The organism is Bacteroidia bacterium, assembly GCA_016218155.1.
Classification (GTDB): domain Bacteria; phylum Bacteroidota; class Bacteroidia; order Bacteroidales; family GWA2-32-17; genus GWA2-32-17.
In genome coordinates, this window is sequence record JACREQ010000066.1 from 1 (window position 1) to 18512 (window position 18512).

An 18512-nucleotide genomic window follows, 5' to 3' on the forward strand; every position below is an offset into this window, starting at 1 on the left:
AAGGATAATAGTAGCTCCCTCATCTTTCATTCTTAAAATTTCTTGTTTAAGCAGATTTACATTAATAGGATCAAAACCACTAAAAGGTTCATCAAAAATCAAAAATTTTGGTTCGTGTAATACTGATATGATAAACTGAACTTTTTGTTGCATCCCTTTAGATAACTCTTCAACCTTTTTACCCCACCAGCTTTGAATCTCGAATTTTTCGAACCAGAATTTAAGTCTTTTAAGAGCTTCTGTTCTTTTAACTCCTCTTAACATTGCTAAATATAAAGCCTGCTCGCCTACTTTCATTTTTTTGTATAATCCACGCTCTTCGGGCAGATAACCAAATTCAACAATATTTGATGGATTTAAAGGCAGTCCTTTAAAAAAAAGCTCACCATCATCAGGTGCAGTAATCTGATTCATAATACGAATCAATGAAGTTTTTCCTGCTCCGTTTGGTCCTAAAATACCAAAAACAGAACCTTCTCTAATAGAAACGCTCACATTATCAAGAGCTTTATGTCCGGAATACTGTTTTACAATTCCTTTTGCTTCAAAAATATTCATATCTCGAAATTTGTTTCGAAGATAAAGCTTTTGCTGTGAACTTTTACTCAATTCACATATTTTAGGATTTTGAAATTACTTTTAACCTCCGGAAAGTAAATTAATATTTTATAATAAGGCTGCTATTTTGTATCATTGCTAAAAATTTGAATTATGCCACGCATCCTTATAATTGACGACGAAAAAAGCATCAGAAATACTTTAAAAGAAATTCTCGAGTACGAAAAATATGAAGTAGAAATTGCCGAAGATGGTCCACAAGGATTGGAAATTATAAGCTCTTCAAAAATAGATGCTGTTTTATGCGATATCAAAATGCCAAAGATGGACGGTATAGAAGTGCTTTTAAATATTGCAAAAGATCAGCCGGAAGTTCCAGTTATCATGATTTCTGGACACGGAGACATCGAAACAGCTGTTGATTCGTTAAAAAAAGGTGCATTCGACTATATTCAAAAACCTTTAGATCTTAACCGATTACTTGTAACATTAAGAAATGCACTCGATAAATCGAAGCTTGTTATTGAAACAAAAATTCTACGAAAAAAAATAAACAAAGCTTACGAAATGGTTGGTAGCTCTTCAGCTATTTCAAAGGTAAAAGAAATGATAGAAAAAATTGCACCAACAGATGCAAGAGTACTAATTACAGGCGAAAATGGAACAGGAAAAGAACTAGTTGCTCATCAGATTCATGAAAAAAGCAACAGATCAACCGGACCATTTATTGAAGTAAATTGTGCTGCAATTCCATCCGAATTAATAGAAAGTGAGCTTTTTGGTCACGAAAAAGGCGCATTTACATCAGCAATAAAACAACGTATAGGAAAATTTGAACAAGCTACTGGTGGTACACTTTTCCTTGATGAAATAGGTGACATGAGTCTTTCTGCCCAGGCAAAAGTTTTACGAGCTTTACAGGAAAACAGAATAACAAAAGTAGGTGGAGAAAAAGAAATTCAGGTAAATGTAAGAGTTATTGCTGCTACAAATAAGAATTTAAAAGAAGAAATTGAAAAACATTGTTTCCGCGAAGATTTATACCATAGGTTAAGTGTTATTTTAATTCAGGTTCCCCCTCTAAATGAAAGAAAGGAAGATATTCCTGAGTTAGCAAATCATTTTATTGAGCAAATATGTAACGATTACGGAATACCAAAGAAAAAAATTACTGCAGGTGCAATTAAGGAATTACAAACAATAAAATGGACAGGAAATATCCGCGAATTTCATAATGTTATAGAAAGATTAATTATTCTTTGTCAAAATGAAATTACTGAAACAGATGTAAAATCTTTTGCTCAGCCACTTGGGCATTAATCTTCATTATATGTATAGCTTCTGTTGTATTCTTTAGTTGCAATACTTCTAAAGTATTTTTCAGTAAAAGTATCGTCAATTGAATTATAAAAATCAATTACAAATTTTACTTTGCTTTTCATAACTGGATAATTATCGTAAATATACCAGAAATCATTCTCGGGTTTAAACAACTGCTCAGCAATTGAGCTCAAATCTTCATCAACACAAGATGATGCGTATTCACTTAAAAAGCCTTTTTCAATTAAATCATAATCAAAAGAAATAGATGCATTTCCAGATAATAATGCATTTATTCCACCACACCCATAATTAACGCTATCAGGTTTAAGAAGTTTGAAAGCAACAGTATCAAAATTATATCTATATTTTAAAATTGTAACAAATTCATGATGAAAAGTTTGTTCTATAAATTCTGAAGAATAATAATTATCAACCAAATATACCGAGGTATTAGAACATGTACCACCATAACTAACATCATAAAAGCTAAGTTCACTTAAAACATATACCTTATCTAAATTATTTGAGATTAAATATTGGGGATACTTTCCAAAAGCATCATTTATAACATTTAACACGTTTTTTCTGAATGGAGGCGGTAATTCCCTTGCATGTGGATGAATTTCAGGTGTTCGCCATTCAGGAGGGAAAATAAATCTATTAACTTCAAAACAGATATTAACCCCTGTATTTTTATGAACATAATTATTCTTACAAGAAATAAATAAAAATATAACAATATATAATAAACTAATTTTTCTCAACGGGTTTTTCTAATTCATTAAGAAATTTTTGATACTCTTTAATTTGAGGTTTTTCTTTCTTTTGTTCTTCAATTAGTGCAGAGTTTGCAAATTCTTTAGCTTCAAAATTTTTACCCAGTTTTTTATATATTCTTGCTTTATCAAGCATAATTTCAGCAGAGAGATAATTATTATTAATTAAATAATCGCACCATTTTATTGCATTATTTAATATTTCAACTTTAGTTACATTCTTTGTAACATTCTGAATAATATACTCTAATTCATAATTCTGAATATTTTCTAGTCCAAAATTATTAATATACTTATCTGCTAGCACACCATAATACTCCCAATCACGCCATTTACTTGTACAATAAAACTGCATTTCAATTTTTGCAGCAATCTTTGCAGAATCAACAAAATTATATGGATCAATTCTTTCTTTAATAACAATTTTAACAGGTTTTGGATCTTTTTGAGTTGTAAGTACCCAAAGTGATTTTGCAAATATTGTTACAAGTCTTGTTTCAATTCTTTGGGTTCCATAAATCTGTTTAAATTTATCATTATTTGCAGCAAAATACTTAAACTCTCTTGAATTAATATCAGTTAAATACCATTCCATTAAAGATAAATTTATTTCTTTTAATAAATCAGTATCATTTTGAGTTTTAAAGTATTCGTTTATATCATATGAAATATTCAGATTTACACAAGCTAGCGCATATTTTGAGAGCAATTCGGGAGTTCGATCACCCGAATTATATTTCCTTAACAACGAGCCAAAATTATTTTCCCTGTCCAATGCTCGCTTTCCTGTTCTTATAAATTCAGCAGTATCACATCCACCTAATGAGCGATGCTCAACTTCGCCATCACCATTAATATACAAAAGTGTTGGATATGCATTTATCCCATAGGTTTTCTTCACATCCTTACCAACACCTTTTTCCATATCTAATTTATAATTCACAAAATTTGTATTGTAAAATAATCCAACATTATTATCGGGAAAAACATTCTTTGCCATCCATTTACATGGTCCACACCAGCTGGTATAACAATCTATAAAAATAATTTTATTTTCCTTTTTAGCTAAATCTTTTGCCTCATTAAATGAACCTTCAAAAAAATTAATTCCCTGCGAAAAGCTTAATATGGATATGAATAAAAAAAATATTATCAGACTTATTTTATACATGATTAGTTCTTTTTATTCAAAGATAATGTTTTTCTTGTAACTTTAAACTTTCAATTAATTTTATAAATGACAGAAAAAATTGAAACATTTGAGTTGCTTAGCAGCTCACAAAATCCAAAAATTAAGTTTGCACTTGAATTATTGAACTCAAAAGGTAGAAAAAAACACGGACTTTTTTTGGCAGAAGGATTACGTGAAATGAAGATTGCTTTAAAATCTGGTTTCATGCCTTTACAAATATTTTTCAATTCAGATTTTAAAGAAAAAAAAGGTATCCACAGTTTAAGTTTCTTTAATTTACCTAAGTACAATATTTTTGAAGTTGAAAAAAAAATATTCAGCAGAATTGCCTATCGCGAGGACACCGAAGGGATAACAGGAATATTTAAAACCCGTAAAACAAGTTTAGAAACTTTAATTCTACCAAAGAATCCATTAATAATAGTTTTAGAATCGGTTGAAAAACCGGGTAATCTGGGTGCAGTATTAAGAACAGCCGATGCTGCAAATGTTGATGCTGTTATTATTTGTGATCCGATTATTGATTTATATAACCCTAATGTTATTCGTTCCAGCATAGGTTGTATTTTTTCTAAACAAACTATTGTAAGTACATCGGAAGAAACTATTAATTGGTTAAAATCAAAAGATATTTCGATATTTTCTGCAGCATTAACAGCAGATAAATATTATCATGAAACAAATTTCACAAAAGGTAGTGCAATTGTAATGGGAACAGAAGCAGATGGATTATCTGAAATATGGTTAACACAATGCACTAAACAGATTAAAATTCCAATGCTGGGTAAAATAGATTCATTAAATGTATCAAATGCAACAGCAATTATTGTTTTTGAAGCAATGCGTCAAAGAGGATTTAAATAACAATTATTTTAAACTGTAAAATGCTGGTTCTGTATACTATGTAATTTTCTATAAAGACCATCTATTTCCAGCAATTGAGCATGCTTTCCTCTTTCAATAATTTCGCCATTATTAATTACAAGAATTTCATCAGCATTAACAATAGTAGATAAACGGTGAGCAATAACAATTGAAGTTCTGTTACTCATTAACTTTGTTAGAGCATCCTGAACTAATCTTTCCGATTCGGTATCAAGAGAAGAAGTTGCTTCATCAAGAATTAATATTGGTGGATTTTTTAATACTGCACGTGCAATGCTTATACGTTGTTTCTGACCACCTGAAAGCTTATCTCCGCTATCACCGATATTTGTATAAAGATGATTCGGATATACTTTTATAAACTCATAGGCATTTGCTACAGAAGCTGCCTCTATTACCTTCTCTTCTGATGAATTAATTGATCCAAATGCTATATTGTTATAGAAAGTATCATTAAATAAAATCGGTTGTTGTGTAACAATGCCCATTAAATTTCTAAGATCTTTAATTTTAATATCTTTAATAGACACTCCATCAACTAAAATATCTCCTTCAGAAACATCAAAAAACCTTGGGATTAAATCTGCAATAGTTGACTTACCTGCACCAGAAGGTCCAACAAGAGCAACTGTTTTTCCTTTTTCAATTTTCAGATTTACATTTTTAACAACGTACTCATTTTCATATTTAAATGAGACATTTTTAAATTCGATACAGGATTTAAACTCTGTAACACTTAATGGTTCTGCTTTTTCATGAATAATATTATCTGCAAACAAAACTGATTCTATCCTATCTAATGACGCCATTCCCTTTTGAATATTATAATATGCCTGTGAAAAAGCCTTTGCAGGATTAATGATTTGTGAGAATATAATTATATATGCAATAAATTCAGTTGCCTTTAAACTTCCCTCATCATTTAATACCATAGACCCACCAAAATACATCATAATAACCAATACTATAGTTCCCATAAATTCGCTCAATGGTGAAGCCAAATAACGTCTTCTGAAAATTTTAATCATTAATCTGGTATAAAATCCATTCATACTTTCAAAACGATCATTCATTTTTGCTTCTGCATTAAACCCTTTTATAATTCTTAATCCAGAAAGAGTTTCTTCAACAACACTTAAGATACCACCCATTCGCCTTTGTCCCTGATTCGATTGTTTTCTTAGCGATTTACCAATTCTTCCAATAACAAATCCACTCAAAGGCAATAATACCAAAACAAATAAAGTGAGCTCATAGCTCATAAATAAAAGTGTGAAGAAATAAATTAAGATTGTTAATGGATCACGAAAAATCATTTCTATAGAACTCATTATACTCCACTCAACCTCCTGCACATCGCTTGACATACGGCTTATAATATCGCCTTTTCTTTCATTTGAAAAATAAGATAATGGAAGCCTGAGTATTTTATTATAAAGCTTATTTCTAATATCCTTAATTACACCATTTCTTAAAGGTGCCATAAAATAATTTGCAAGAAAAATACATAGGTTCTTTAACAATGAAGTTGAAATAACCACAATACAAACAAGTATTAATGCTGCTATTTTACCATTATCATCTATTTGCTTTGTTAGAAAATAATTAAAATTATGTTGTATCGATTCTACATTAAATGCAAAAGCCATTTTATCTCTAACAGGTTCCTGAATATCAAACAGAACACCTAAAAAAGGAATAACCATTGTTAGTGAAAAAAGTGCAAAAACAGCTCCCAACACATTAAACATTGCATTTAGCAATGCTAATCCCCAATATGGTTTAATATAAACAAAAAGTCTACGTAGCTTTTTCATTAATTTAATATTAAATACCGGTATATGTAAAAGGTGTTATTTTTAACAGTTCTGCTTTAACAGCATCACTAACAGTTAAGCCATTAATAAACTGAACCATTGTCTCCTGATTTATTTTTCCATCAACTCTGGTTAAATCTTTTAGTGCTTCATATGCATTTGGATATCCCTCTCGGCGTAATATAGTTTGAATTCCTTCTGCAACCACAGCCCAGTTATTATTTAAATCCGCTTCTATAGCTTCCTTATTTACAATCAGTTTTTCTAAACCTTTAATTATTGATTTCATTGCAATTAAAGTGTGAGCAAAAGGAACCCCAATATTTCTTGTAACTGTTGAATCTGTTAAATCTCTTTGTAAACGTGATATTGGAAGTTTTGCCGAAATAAATTCGAACATTGAATTTGCCAATCCTAAATTTCCTTCAGCATTTTCGAAGTCAATAGGATTTACTTTATGTGGCATTGCTGATGAACCAACTTCTCCTTCTTTAATTTTTTGTTTAAAATAACCTAAAGAAATATAAGTCCAGATATCTCTGCATAAATCTGTTAAAACAACATTAATTCTTTTTAAGTTATCAAAATGAGCTGCAAGATTATCATAATGCTCAATTTGTGTAGTAGTTTGAGAACGTTCTAGTTCTAATACATGGTTAACAAAAGCATTTGCAAACTCGGACCATTTAACTGAAGGATAAGCAACAACATGAGCATTAAAATTACCGGTTGCACCACCAAACTTTGCTGAATAAGGAATTACATATAATAAACCTAACTGCTTTTGAATTCTTTCAACAAAAACCATTATTTCTTTTCCTAATCTGGTAGGGGAAGCAGGTTGTCCATGAGTTCTTGCCAACATTGGAATTTGCTTCCAATCTTCAGATAAATTTATAAGATTGTCAACTAATCTATCAATTAATGGATAATATACTTCATTAATTGCATTTTTTAATAAAAGTGGTAATGCTGTGTTATTTACATCTTGCGAAGTTAGTCCGAAATGAATAAACTCTCTGTATTCACTTATGTTTATTGCGTCAAATTTTTCTTTTAGAAAATACTCAACAGCCTTAACATCATGATTAGTTACTTTTTCTATTTCTTTAATTCTTAATGCATCTTTTACAGAAAACACATCATAAATATTAATTAAATCAGCAAACTTTGAATGGTCAAAACCTACTAACTGAGGCAAAGGAATTCGACAAAGAGCTATAAAATATTGAATTTCTACATATACTCTGTATTTTATCAAAGCATATTCGCTAAAATAGTTTTCTAACTCTGAAGTTTTGCTTCTATACCTACCATCAATTGGTGAAATAGCTGAAATTTCTAATAATTCCATCAATTATTTATTTTTTTCTTAGCTGCAAATATAAACATTTAGAACTTTAATTAATAGCCAAGAAAATCAGAAACCTTTTAAATAAAAAAAGCCAACTGTTTAGTTGGCTTTTTAGAATAATAACAATCACTATTTATTTTGTAATTAAGATCTTTTTAGTTGTGGATTTATTACCATCAGATATTTTAACAAAATACATACCCTGTGGTTGATCAGAAAGATTTACAGAAATTAAAGGATTTGTATTATTAAATGAAGTAACAACATCACCTAAAATATTAGTAATTTCAATATTTGTATTTTGTGCATTTCTAATATTAATAACACCATTAGATGGATTTGGATAAACAACAGACTCAAGACTTAAATTATTATCATTAATACTTAAAATAAGTTGTTGCTTAGTTGCATTAATAACCTCACCTGTAGCGTTATTAATAAAAAGTCCTATCATATTAATTTTAGTTTCATCCCATGAAGGATCTAAAGTTATAGAATATGATTGAGTTAACAATGTACCCATAGCTACAGTAGCTGGAACGCTTCCAATTGTTCCATCCCAACCTCCTAATAAAGCTCTTCCTACATGGTCATATACCATTTGAGCAGCAGGAACAGGATTAGGTTTTGTTTCGTAACCACCCATTACACCATAAGCTCCACCTGCATATGCATTAGCCTGATTATAATCAGATGTAGTTCCAGTAACTCCATCTTCAGAAATAATTGCATTAAATCTATAATCTCCATTTAAAGCAGCAGCGCAGTCAGCAACAACATCATAAGAAAGGAGTCTTGAAGTTGTATTATAAACAACATTTGAAATGCTTAATCCTAAAGGAACAACTTTAGTACTTCTTACATTAAAAGCAGCTTCAAAATCAGTTGGGTCTTTTTCTCCATCAACTCTATCAACTAATCCACTTGGGTATCCGCTAATTCTTGCACCAATTTCTGCATCATATTCAGAATCAACCATAGGATCTGCATTATGAACTGCAACACCGATCCAGTTAGTTGGATGATTTGTTGCCATTAGTCCCATATAAACATGACCTCTTACACACCACTGGCACCATGTACCAGTACCTTCTTCACCAAAAACAACTTTTTGAGGCACCCATGTCATAAGAAAGAATTCATTTGAGAATGCATCATTTGAAGTATTTTCATCACCAACTAAAGCAGTTGTGGCTGAAATTGTATAAGTTGCAGCTACAGAAAAATCTTCAGCCTGTGTAAATGTATAAGTATATGTTGCACCAGGAGCAATTGATGCAGTAACTAGTTCAGTTACAGTTGCACCTCCATTTATAGAGTATGAAACATTAAAATTAGATTGTGCTACAAGACCATAATTCATAATATTTAATTGTACATGTTCTGTTGAAGATAAAACAATACCATTTACTGGTAAAGCAGCATTTAAAACACCAATATCATTATTAAATGGATCTGCAATTGTACCTGTAAACTTATACATACCACCAACAGTGGCACTTGTATTAAAGCTACCAGCCCAACCGCAAGAATTGTTAACCCAAGCTGTTGCAAGTACCTGTCCAGGAACACCTACAAAATCAGTCCAAATATGTCCGCCATATAAGCTATATGATGCATTAGCAGAACTACCTGCTGTAGTTACATATGTATTTGGAGTACCTGGTACATATGCAATATCACTTGTGTATAAATTTCCAGAAGGAGTGAATAAAGTCCAAGTTGCTCCTCCGTCAGAAGTTTCACAAACTAAACCATTACTTGTTTGATATAATATACCATTATTTGCATCTTTAAAAATAATTTTACAAGCAGATGTTAAAGGTGTTGATACAACAGTCCAGTTAAGTCCCATGTCAGTTGATTTAAAAACCCTACCTTTATTTGTAGAAAACCAAACTGTATTACCAAAAGTACTATAAAAACCAGTTGTTCCATACTCATCAGAAGCACTTGGAGCAGGAATATTTCCTGTAGGAGTTCTTACCCAATTTGTACCTCCATTAGTTGTTGTGTAAATTTCAAAATATCCGCCATTTGGATCTCCCATGCAAAATCCATTATTAGCATCCCAAAAATGAATTACGTTAGGAAAGCCACTTGGAGCAGAAAAAGTTGCTGTAGTTTGTGGTGCCCATGTATTTCCTCCATCAGTAGTTTTCAATATTTTTCCACCACCTGCTGAGCTATTAAAAACAGGCATCCAAGCAGTATTTCCATCAATTCCAAAAATCATTGAAGAACCATAATTAGATGTATATCCAGTAATAGTTTTTGCTGTCCAGGTTGCACCTCCATTTGTAGTTTTAGTAAACTCGGTAATATAGGTAGAAGTACTTGTTCCATTATAGGCTGTTGCCCAAACGTTATTTGCATCTACAGCATGAATGTATTGAATTCCCCTTGATGCCGTAGCAAAACCTGTTGCCTGTTCAGTCCACTGCGCAAAGGAAGTCGCAGCTAAAAACATTACTAATAATGATAAGTAAATTTTTTTCATATTAATTAATTTAGGTAATACAATTAAAAAAAGTTGACACAAATATAATACATTATTAAAATAAAACTTTATATATAATAACTTTCTAAATGCATTTAGTATTTAAAACTATATACTAACATTATTTAGTTGATATCGGCATTAATTTCAATTTGTGCATATTCAACAAATACATATCTTTGCACCTCGAAAATATAAATATAATGATAAAAATTACCTTTCCTGACAATAAAGTCAGAGAATATGAAAGTGGAGTTAACGGTTATGATATTGCTAAAAGCCTTAGCAATAGCCTGGCACAGGAGATTCTTTCTATCTCAGTAAATGATGAACTTTGGGATATTAACAGACCAATAAATTTTGATGCTTCTATTAAATTACACAAATGGGAACAAACAGAAGGTAAACATGCATTCTGGCATAGTTCTGCTCATATTTTAGCTGAAGCAATTGAATTTTATTACCCGGGCACCAAATTTGGTATTGGTCCGGTAATAGAAAACGGATTTTATTACGATATTGATTTACCTGAGGGTATTACACTTATTGAAAGCGACTTACCTAAAATAGAACAAAAAATTCTTGAACTTTCAAGATCTAAATGTGTTTTTGTTCGTGAAGATATTTCTAAAGCAGAAGCATTAGATTTTTTCACAAAAAAGAATGATCCGCTTAAATTGGAGTTAATTAATGAATTGGAAGACGGTACTATAACACTTTACAAACAAGGAAACTTTACAGATCTTTGCCGTGGGCCACATCTTCCTGACTCAAGCTTTATTAAAGCAGTTAAATTACTTAGTCTTGCAGGAGCATACTGGAGAGGTAACGAAAAAAACAAGCAGCTGACAAGAATTTATGGCATTACTTTTCCAAAACAAAAATTACTTGATGAATATCTGGTTTTACTAGAAGAAGCAAAAAAACGAGATCACAGAAGAATTGGAAAAGACTTAGAATTATTTGCTTTTTCTCAAAAAGTTGGAGCAGGTTTACCATTATGGCTTCCAAAAGGTGCAATGCTTCGCGAAAGACTTGAGCAATTTCTAAAAAAAGTTCAAAAGAAATACGGTTATCTTCCGGTAATTACACCACATATCGGACAAAAAGAACTTTATGTTACATCAGGACATTATGCAAAATATGGTGCAGATTCTTTTCAGCCAATTCATACTCCAGCTGAAGATGAAGAATTCTTGCTTAAACCAATGAACTGCCCTCATCACTGCGAAATTTATAAACTAAAACCTCATTCATATCGCGATTTACCTATTCGATTTGCAGAGTTCGGAACAGTTTATCGTTACGAACAAAGCGGAGAATTACATGGACTTACTCGCGTTAGAAGTTTTACTCAGGATGATGCACATATATTCTGTCGTCCAGATCAATTAAAAGAAGAATTTTTAAAAGTAATTGATATTGTTTTATACATTTTCAAGACTCTTGAATTTAAGGACTTTGTGAGCCAAATTTCACTTCGTGACCCAAATAATAAAGAAAAATATATTGGAAGCGACGAAAATTGGGATAAAGCTGAAAGTGCAATTATTGAAGCTGCTGCTGAAAAAGGTTTGAATACAGTTGTAGAATTAGGAGAAGCTGCATTTTACGGGCCTAAACTCGACTTTATGGTAAAAGACGCATTGGGAAGAAAATGGCAACTTGGAACTATTCAGGTTGACTACAATTTACCAGAACGTTTTGAGCTGGAATATATAGGTAATGATAATCAAAAACATCGCCCCGTAATGATTCATCGTGCACCTTTTGGCTCAATGGAGCGATTTGTTGCTGTTCTTATTGAACATACAGCAGGTAAATTTCCACTCTGGTTAACCCCAGAACAAGCTGTAATTCTGCCTATTAGCGAAAAATATAACGAATACGCAAAAAAAGTTGAGAATTTGCTAAATAATTCCGATATTCGCAGCCTTATTGACGACCGAAACGAAAAGATAGGTAAAAAGATAAGAGATAACGAATTAAAGAGAATTCCTTATCTTCTTATTGTAGGTGAAAAGGAAGAGCAGACCGGAACAATCGCTGTCCGCAAACAAAGTGAAGGCGATAAAGGTAGCATGACCATCGAAGATTTTGCCAATCATATTAAGAAGGAAGTTGATGAAATGTTAGAAGAAATAAATTAACTAAATTAGGAGGACAAAGTTATAGCTGAGCCATTAAATAAGCGATACGGAGCTCGTAAAAGAGATGAAGAAGAGCTCTATTTTGCAACTAACGAAAGAATTCGAGCAAAGGTAGTTCGCCTTGTTGGTGATAATATTGAGAATTCTGGAATTTTTTCCATTCAGGACGCATTAAAACTTGCTGATGAAATGGAATTAGATTTAGTTGAAATTTCTCCTACTGCTCAACCACCTGTATGTAAAATTGTTGATTTTCAGAAATTTCTATATCAACAAAAAAAGAAAAATAAAGAAATAAGAGCAAAAACAACTAAAGTTGTAATTAAAGAAATTCGCTTCGGTCCAAATACCGACGAACATGATTACAATTTTAAGTTAAAACATGCTATAAATTTCCTCGAAGACGGATCAAAAGTAAAAGCTTATGTATTCTTTAGAGGTAGATCAATAATCTACAAAGAACAAGGCGAAGAACTACTTAAAAAATTTGTTGCTGACTTGGAAGAATACGGAAAAGTTGAGCAAGAACCTAAATTGGAAGGGAAAAGAATGATTATGATGTTTGCTCCAAAATCCACTAAAAAGAAAGTTTGATTATAATTTAATAGTTTTAGAAAAATGCCTAAGATGAAAACAAATTCCGGTGCAAAGAAAAGATTTACTTTGACCGGGTCCGGAAAAATTAAACGGAAACATGCTTACAAAAGTCACATTCTTACAAAGAAATCCAAGAAACGCAAAAGAAATCTTGGACATTTTACCACTATTGATAGTGGAAATGTAATGAATGTAAAACTTTTACTTTGCATGAAATAATTAAAAAAAGTTGTTAAACAGAATGAATTAGCAAAAAAGTTTCTGTGTTAATCAGAACGCTAACCATTCAAAAAAAGAAAAATTATGCCACGTTCAGTCAATTCAGTTGCTTCAAGAGCACGTAGAAAAAAAATCCTTAGTTTAACCAGAGGTAGCTTTGGTTCAAGAAAAAACGTTTGGACAGTAGCCAAGAATTCTTGGGAAAAAGGTCAAAGTTATGCTTACCGCGATCGTCGTAAAAAGAAAATTGAATTCCGCGCTTTGTGGATTCAAAGAATAAATGCAGCAGTAAGAGAACATGATATGTCTTATTCACAATTCATGGGTGCAGTTCATAAAAATGGTATTGAACTTAATCGTAAAGCTCTTGCCGATTTAGCAATGAATAACCCAGAAGCATTTGCAGCTATTGTAAAGTCTGTTAAAACTGCTTAAGTCTTAACATTATTTATATATTTGGGAAGCATACTTTGCTTCCCTTTTTTTATTTTTACCTAAATTTATTAAATGAAAATTGCAATCATAGGATATGGAAAAATGGGAAAGGAAATTGAGTTGGCAGCAACTCAAAGTGGTCACCAGATTTCTATGATTATTGATTTAATTCATTCTGAAGACATTAATAAGTTAAATAAAGAAAATACAGATATTGTTATTGAATTTACTAATCCTGACTCTGTATTAAATAATATCTTGTATTGTTTTTCACTAGGAATTCCTATTGTAACTGGTACTACAGGATGGCACTCTTATTTAGAAACTGTATCAAAAAATTGCAAAGAAAATAACGGCACTATATTTTACTCTCCAAATTTCAGTATTGGGGTTAAACTATATATGGAAACAGCTAAAATTTCAAGTAATATTTTCAATAATTTTCCTGAATACAAAATAAGCATTGAAGAAACACACCATACTCAAAAGATTGACAGTCCAAGTGGTACAGCAATTTCCTTAGCTAATAACATTATACCCGAATTATCTTATTATACTAAATGGAATAAAGCAGAAGAATCAAAAGATAAAGATCTACCCATATTTTCTTATAGGATTGAAGAAACAACAGGAGTTCACAACCTTATTTTTGAATCTGAAACAGATAAAATTGAAATTAAACATACAGCAAAAAGTAGAAAAGGTTTTGCGCATGGTGCAATTTTAGCAGCCGAATTTATAATCGGGAAAAAAGGAATTTTCACAATGCATGATCTTTATAAAAATATTAACAAATAATACTAAAAGAATAAAAAACATTATAAAATGAAACAATATTTTCAGTTTTTAAAAAATAAATGGGTAAAATTTATTATCGCACTTTTAATTTTTATTCCATGGGTTATTTGGATTGGTAATTATTGGATATTCTTAGGTCTGCCAGTTTTTTATGATATTTATATTTCAAAAAAAGTAAACTGGACTTTCTGGAAAAAACGTGGAAAAAAGCCAAATAAAATTATAGAATGGGTAGATGCTATAATTTTTGCTGTTGTTGCTGCAACATTAATCAGAATGTTTTTTATTGAAGCGTATACAATCCCTACATCTTCAATGGAAAAATCATTATTGGTTGGTGATTATTTATTTGTTAGTAAGGTAAGTTACGGACCTAAAATACCTAATACTCCTCTTTCATTTCCATTTGTACATCATACAATGCCTTTATCTGATACCAGACGTTCATTTGTAGAATGGATTAAATGGCCCTATCACAGATTACTCGGCTTTGGAAATGTAGAACGAAATGATATTGTTGTTTTTAATTTTCCTGAAGGAGATACTGTTGCACTTAAACGTCAAAACGAAAGTTACTATGATTTATGCAGACGATATGGTCGTGAAAGAGTTTGGACAGACAAATTAAATTTTGGCGAAATTATATACAGACCAGTTGACAAACAAGAAAACTATATCAAAAGATGTGTTGCTATACCAGGTGATGTGCTAGAAGTAAAACACGGGATAGCATATGTAAATGGAACAAAACAAGAGCATTTTGAAAGAATGCAGTATAATTATGTTGTTGTAACAAATGGCTTAACTATTAACCCTAAAAACCTCGAAAAATTAGACATTTCAAGTGACGACATTAATTTTGCAATGATGACTCAGCAAGCATATACAGACACTGTTACGCATAATAACATTGTTACTTATATAATTCCACTTACCGAAGAAAATGCTGCTACTATCCGTGCATATCCAAATGTCACATCTGTTAAAGCATACGAAATAACTGAACGCGAAGATGTATTTCCTCAGGATAGTACAATTTGTTATAACCGCGATAATTTCGGACCTTTAACTATACCTAAAAAAGGCGTAACAGTAAATTTAACAATAAAAAATATTTCTATTTACCAAAGAATTATTGACGTTTATGAAGAAAATGATTTTCAAATTAAAGATAATAAAATACTAATAAACGGTAAAGAAGCAAATAGTTATACTTTTAAAATGGATTACTATTTTATGATGGGTGATAATCGTCACAACTCTCAGGATGGTAGATTCTGGGGATTTGTACCTGAAGATCATATCGTTGGCAAAGCAGTATTTGTTTGGTTATCATTAGATAAAGACAAAGGTGGTTTTAGTAAGATAAGATGGAACAGAATGTTCCGTTTCATTCATTCATGAAAAAAGCCGTAATAAAAAAACCTGTAAAGAAAAAAAAAAGTTCAGTAAGAGAATGGCTTAAAGCAATTTTCATTGCTGTTTTATTTCTTATTGTTATTAGAATTTTCGCATTTCAATCTTTTGTTGTTAGCGATTCTAAAATGGAATCAACTTTATTTCCTGGCGATTATGTAGTAATTAACAAACTCGGATATGGATCTCGCTTACCTATTACATTATTAAGCTTTCCATTTGTTGGAAGCACATTTTCTTTTAGTGACTCAAAAGCCTATTCTGAGTTAATACAATTACCTTATTTCAGATTTCCCGGTTTTTCAGATATTTCAAGAAATGATATTGTATTTTTTAATTATCCACTTGAAAAAAATATTCCTATAGATAAAAGAACGCAAATATTAAAACGCTGTGTTGCTTTACCTGGAGATACTCTAGCAATTGTAGATAAAAAAGTTTTCGTTAACAGAATTTGCATTAATGATGCTACAGATTGTAATTACAGATACAGAGTTGTTTCAAATAACATCCTACCTAATAGTTTTTTTGAAAAATATAAAATAAATGAAGGTGGCTTAATATCTGAAGATAATATTTACAATTTTTTTATTACTAGAGCTACCTCAGACTCAATAGTTAATGATTCTAACATTAAACAAATTAATTTAATTAAATTAAGAAAAGGCGATTCAAATAATCCTTATTTTCCGCAAAGTGAAAATATTAAATGGAGTTTAGATTATTTTGGACCAATTACAATACCTGAGAAGGGGAAAAAAGTAACATTAAATTATGAAAACATTGAACTTTACAGAGCTGTTATTGATGATTATGAAAACAATAATATCTTTATAAAAAATAAAAAAATATTTATTAATAATATTGAGACTTCTGAATATATTTTTAAGATGGATTATTATTTTATGCTTGATGACAACCGTGATAATGGTAAGGACAGCAGGTACTGGGGTTTTGTCCCTGAAAACCATATTATAGGAAAAGCTGGTTTTATTTGGTTCTCTATAAGCAAATCTAAAAACTCATCAGAAATTATGTGGAGTAGGTTATTTAAAACATTTTAACATGAGAAGATTTATTAAATTTATTGTAAGAAATATACCGAGAATATACTTAATTAGACTGAGTGGTATTTTTAGTTTTTTTATTTCTTTCTTTTATAAAGGAAATAAAGTTGAATGCCCGATATGTAATGGTAAATTCAGAAAATTTCTGCCTTATGGAAACAAGGGTGCAGATAACAGACTATGTCCAAAATGCTTATCATTAGAAAGACATCGATTACTTTGGCTTTATTTTAAAAATAAAACTGATTTTTTTACAGCAAATCTAAATGTACTTCACGTTGCACCTGAGCAATCCTTCATCAAAAGGTTCAGAAAATTGCCAAACTTAAAATATACTACTGCAGATATTGAATCTCCTTTAGCAGATGTAAAAATGGATATTAAAAATATTCCTTTTGACGAAAATACCTTTGATGTATTAATATGCAATCATGTAATGGAACATATTGATGATGAACAAAAAGCCTTAAAGGAGATTTTAAGAGTATTAAAAACTGGTGGATGGGCTATTTTACAAGTTCCTATTAACTTAAACCTAGAAACAACTTATGAGGATCCAAGTATTACCAGTCCTAAGGAACGCGAAAAACATTTCGGACAATACGATCATGTTCGTTTTCATGGAAAAGATTACCCAAATCGTTTAGAAAAAGCAGGTTTTAAAGTAGTAAATGAAACTTATGTTAAAGAGTTTGATTCTAAAACTATTGCCAGATACAGACTACCTGAGGACGAAATAATTTATTTATCAATTAAACCTTAATAAATGGCATACGATGTTATATTAACAACTGCCTACTTCCCTCCTATTCAATATTTCGCAGAAATTATTAATTCCGATAAAGTGTTTATCGAAACTAATGAAAATTATTCCCGTCAAAGCTATAGAAACAGATGTAACATACTTTCATGCAATGGAATACTGCCTTTAACAATTCCAATAGTCAGAAATAACAACGAGAATAACAATATATGTAATATTAAAATAGATTATTCAACTAACTGGCAACGACTACATTTAAATGCAATAGTTTCTGCTTATGGAAAATCACCTTTTTTTTCATATTATTCAGATAAACTTTTAGATACAATAAAACAAAATAAAGAACTTCTAATTGATTTAAACAGTAACATTTTAAAAGTAATTCTTGAAATCTTAAAAGTAAAAAAAGAAATAAAAAATACTGATCACTTTGTTAAAGAATACTCAGATGATATTATAGATTTAAGATATTCGATTCACCCTAAAGTAATAATTAAGAGTAACTCTGAATTTTATAACAAAGAGTATATACAAACATTTTGCGATAGATTTAAGTTTATACCAAACCTAAGTATTCTTGACCTTATTTTTAATTTAGGGCCTGAGAGTTTAAACTTTTTAACAATAAAAAAGCCGTCAAATTAAAATTTGACGGCTTCATT

At 30.7% G+C, this 18512-nt stretch carries 17 protein-coding genes and 1 other annotated feature; of the genes, 11 read left to right on the plus strand and 6 right to left on the minus strand.

Translation table 11 applies throughout. The features are described 5' to 3' along the window. The coding region (locus tag HY951_11960; GenBank protein ID MBI5540768.1) for an ATP-binding cassette domain-containing protein at nt 1-558 on the minus strand (558 nt) is incomplete at its 3' end. Between the two features lie 153 nt (nt 559-711). Here HY951_11960 and HY951_11965 point away from each other — a divergent pair. Continuing rightward, nucleotides 712-1878 (plus strand): sigma-54-dependent Fis family transcriptional regulator, encoded by a 1167-nt coding sequence (locus HY951_11965; GenBank protein MBI5540769.1) that lies wholly within the window; start codon nt 712-714, stop codon nt 1876-1878. On the opposite strand, the gene HY951_11970 is transcribed toward HY951_11965, so the two are convergent. Together HY951_11970 and HY951_11975 are read right to left on the minus strand one after the other, a co-directional pair. Next, nucleotides 1875-2645 (minus strand): hypothetical protein, encoded by a 771-nt coding sequence (locus HY951_11970; protein ID MBI5540770.1) that lies wholly within the window; start codon nt 2643-2645, stop codon nt 1875-1877. The genes HY951_11965 and HY951_11970 overlap by 4 nt on opposite strands. Beyond that, nucleotides 2632-3828, minus strand: coding sequence for a thioredoxin family protein (locus HY951_11975; GenBank protein ID MBI5540771.1), 1197 nt, complete (start codon nt 3826-3828; stop codon nt 2632-2634). The genes HY951_11970 and HY951_11975 overlap by 14 nt, the downstream gene beginning before the upstream one ends. Nucleotides 3829-3894: 66 nt before the next feature. On the opposite strand from HY951_11975, the gene HY951_11980 reads away from it, so the two are divergent. Further along, on the plus strand, nt 3895-4713 hold the full coding sequence (locus tag HY951_11980; GenBank protein ID MBI5540772.1) for an RNA methyltransferase: 819 nt from the start codon (nt 3895-3897) through the stop codon (nt 4711-4713). An 8-nt stretch (nt 4714-4721) separates the two neighbouring features. Here HY951_11980 and HY951_11985 read toward each other — a convergent pair whose 3' ends face one another. The 3 genes from HY951_11985 to HY951_11995 form a co-directional block, all read right to left on the minus strand. After that, nucleotides 4722-6551 (minus strand): ATP-binding cassette domain-containing protein, encoded by a 1830-nt coding sequence (locus HY951_11985; protein MBI5540773.1) that lies wholly within the window; start codon nt 6549-6551, stop codon nt 4722-4724. Beyond that, nucleotides 6510-6566: a sequence feature (possible 23S ribosomal RNA but 16S or 23S rRNA prediction is too short), on the minus strand. (Overlaps the previous gene by 42 nt.) Beyond that, complete coding sequence (purB, locus tag HY951_11990; GenBank protein ID MBI5540774.1) at nt 6562-7905, minus strand: adenylosuccinate lyase; 1344 nt, start codon at nt 7903-7905, stop codon at nt 6562-6564. It overlaps the preceding feature by 5 nt. 133 nt (nt 7906-8038) lie before the next feature. Next, nucleotides 8039-10405 carry a T9SS type A sorting domain-containing protein gene (locus tag HY951_11995; GenBank protein MBI5540775.1) on the minus strand — a complete coding sequence of 789 codons (2367 nt, stop codon included), beginning with the start codon at nt 10403-10405 and terminating at the stop codon, nt 8039-8041. 203 nt (nt 10406-10608) lie between these two features. Here HY951_11995 and thrS point away from each other — a divergent pair, with 203 nt between their 5' ends. The 9 genes from thrS to HY951_12040 all read left to right on the plus strand — a co-directional run bounded on the left by thrS (nt 10609) and on the right by HY951_12040 (nt 18495). Further along, nucleotides 10609-12555, plus strand: a complete 1947-nt coding sequence (thrS, locus tag HY951_12000) for a threonine--tRNA ligase (protein MBI5540776.1) — start codon at nt 10609-10611, stop codon at nt 12553-12555. A gap of 21 nt (nt 12556-12576) precedes the next feature. After that, nucleotides 12577-13149, plus strand: coding sequence for a translation initiation factor IF-3 (locus HY951_12005; GenBank protein MBI5540777.1), 573 nt, complete (start codon nt 12577-12579; stop codon nt 13147-13149). 24 nt (nt 13150-13173) lie between these two features. Then, nucleotides 13174-13371, plus strand: coding sequence for a 50S ribosomal protein L35 (gene rpmI, locus HY951_12010; protein MBI5540778.1), 198 nt, complete (start codon nt 13174-13176; stop codon nt 13369-13371). Between the two features lie 84 nt (nt 13372-13455). Further along, a complete protein-coding gene (rplT, locus tag HY951_12015) occupies nt 13456-13806 on the plus strand; it encodes a 50S ribosomal protein L20 (protein MBI5540779.1) in 351 nt (116 codons plus the stop codon). Nucleotides 13807-13878: 72 nt separating this feature from the next. Then, nucleotides 13879-14604, plus strand: a complete 726-nt coding sequence (dapB, locus tag HY951_12020) for a 4-hydroxy-tetrahydrodipicolinate reductase (GenBank protein ID MBI5540780.1) — start codon at nt 13879-13881, stop codon at nt 14602-14604. 27 nt (nt 14605-14631) lie between these two features. After that, entirely contained in the window at nt 14632-16008 is a 1377-nt protein-coding gene (locus tag HY951_12025; protein MBI5540781.1) for a S26 family signal peptidase, read from the plus strand. After that, nucleotides 15975-17084: a signal peptidase I gene (gene lepB, locus HY951_12030; protein MBI5540782.1), complete on the plus strand. Its 1110-nt coding sequence runs from the start codon at nt 15975-15977 to the stop codon at nt 17082-17084. The genes HY951_12025 and lepB overlap by 34 nt, the downstream gene beginning before the upstream one ends. A gap of 1 nt (nt 17085) precedes the next feature. Continuing rightward, nucleotides 17086-17850, plus strand: coding sequence for a methyltransferase domain-containing protein (locus tag HY951_12035; protein ID MBI5540783.1), 765 nt, complete (start codon nt 17086-17088; stop codon nt 17848-17850). A gap of 3 nt (nt 17851-17853) precedes the next feature. Next, the gene (locus HY951_12040) at nt 17854-18495 is read left to right on the plus strand and encodes a WbqC family protein (GenBank protein MBI5540784.1); all 642 of its coding nucleotides are present in this window, start codon (nt 17854-17856) and stop codon (nt 18493-18495) included. Nucleotides 18496-18512: the final 17 nt, after the last annotated feature.